We start from the raw sequence: 2,090 nt of genomic DNA, 5'->3' as shown, positions 1-2,090 counted from the left end.
CCCGCAAAAGCGATGGCGAGCCCGGCGTCAAGACCATCTGGCGAGGATTGGACCAAGTAATGACCGCAGCTCAAACATTGCAGGCACTACGGGAGGAAGGCGCCTGAGTTGTGTATAACGAGATGGGGCCAGGTAACAGTACGCCTCGACGCCCCGACAATTTCTGTTTCCGACACTGGCCGCGGGTTGCCCGATGCCGTGCTATCTATGTTGAACAACCCTGCCGCATCGGCAAAGATGCGGGGCTCCGAAGGAACCGGCTTAGGACTGGCTCTGGTTAAACGCATATGCCAGTTTATGCATGCTGAATTTTTAGTCAACAGTGCGGCGGAAGGGGGGACATGCTGCTATATTCGTTTTCACGGAAATTTAACGAAAAATTAACACCTCGTTCACACGAAATTGACGTTGCCTTAGGTAGTCTGCGGATTATACCGGCGGAATAGGCCGCTGGTACTTGGCATTTCGGGGACGCGATTGAAACTGAGTATCTCTGTCCGCATCAATACCCTCGCTCTTCCCTTGGTCACTGCTGTCGTATTGGTGGCTGGCTACAATCAGTCCTTCTGGAGGCAATTCGTCCACGCTACAGGAGGCCTTGGACTGCCACATTTTCCGATACAGGCCGGCATGTTCCTGATGCTAGTGCTGGCCTTTAGCGCCTGTCTTGCGCTAGTCAATTTTCGTTATATCTTCAAACCCGTTTTGATTGTCCTGTTTCTCGCCACTTCGGCGGCGAGCTACTTCATGAATCAGTACGGCACCGCGATTGATTGGTCGATGGTACAAAACGTCGTCGAAACCGATGCGCGTGAAAGCGCCGATCTGGTGTCACTAAAAATGCTTGCGTCAATTTTACTGATGGGTGGACTGCCCTCGCTGCTGCTCGCTGCAGCCGACCTGAGCTACCCGACGGCAGCCCGTCAGTTGCTGCGCAATCTCGGTATCGCCTTGGCGGCATTTGCAGGAGCTATTATCCTGCTCATGCTCATGTTCAAGACACTGGCGCCAACCTTGCGTGAACACCGCGATCTGCGCTTCCTTCTCACGCCGACCAACTACCTCCAAGCAATTAACGGTTATGCGAAGCGCAAATGGAGTACGCCGATTGTCGTGCTTCCGCTCGGCACCGATGCCAGCAAAGGGCCTGCCTGGAACGGCATATTCAAGCGCACCGTGACCATCATAGTTGTTGGAGAAACTGCGCGCGCTCGGAATTTTTCCTTGAATGGCTACACGCGCCAGACCAATCCGCGTCTAGCGCAGCAGAACGGCCTGATCAATTTTACGCGCATGCAGTCCTGCGGCACAGCTACGGCGGTGTCGGTACCTTGTGTTTTTTCCGCTCTTGGACGGCATGGCTATTCTGATACCAAGGCGCAATCCCAGGAGGGACTGCTTGATGTACTCGAGCATGCCGGAATCGATGTGATCTGGCGTGATAACAATTCCGGTTGCAAGGGGGTGTGCGACCGGGTGAGTTATGTGGACGTATCTCAACCGTCACCGGGCAACCCTCTTTGTCAAACGGAGGAGTGTTTCGATGAACGTCTGCTGGAAGGCTTGCCAGAACTGATACGTGACGCCAAGCGCGATCTGGTGATCGTGCTGCACCAGAAAGGAAGCCACGGGCCGGCCTACTGGAAGCGCTATCCCGCCCGGTTCAGACGGTTTGTGCCTACTTGCGAAACCAACGAATTAGCAAAATGCAGTAAAGAAGCCATAGTCGCCGCCTACGACAACACCATCCTCTATACCGATTATGTGTTGAGCAAAACGATCGACATGCTGTCGCAAGCGAGCCTGAACGACGGCGTCGATACCTCCTTTGTGTATTTCTCGGACCATGGCGAATCGCTTGGCGAAAACAATATGTATCTGCATGGCGCTCCGTACATCATGTCGCCGCCAGAACAGCGCCACGTTCCATTCATGTTGTGGATGTCGGATGGCTTCAGTGATCGGGGGTGTAAGCCGGAACCGCCGAAATTTCCGTCCCGCCCAAGAACGGGCCACAGGAGCCACAGGACTTGCCGAATAGGGCGCGACCAGCCGATTCTCGGCAAGGAATTACGGGAACTGAAGCACTA

The 2,090-nt window shown here is 54.5% G+C and carries 2 protein-coding genes; both read left to right on the top strand.

What is annotated here, in order from left to right:
• Positions 1-108 precede the first annotated feature (108 nt).
• Positions 109-384, top strand: coding sequence for an ATP-binding protein (locus F2P44_RS36770; RefSeq protein WP_167094499.1), 276 nt, complete (start codon positions 109-111; stop codon positions 382-384).
• 93 nt (positions 385-477) lie between these two features.
• A partial coding sequence (locus tag F2P44_RS34110) for a phosphoethanolamine transferase (protein WP_229423914.1) occupies positions 478-2,090 on the top strand: 1,613 nt, incomplete at its 3' end.

Origin of the sequence: Massilia frigida (genome assembly GCF_011682175.1) — a bacterium.
GTDB classification, from domain to species: Bacteria; Pseudomonadota; Gammaproteobacteria; order Burkholderiales; family Burkholderiaceae_D; genus Telluria_A; species Telluria_A frigida.
This window is presented reverse-complemented; position numbering and strand designations above follow the sequence as displayed.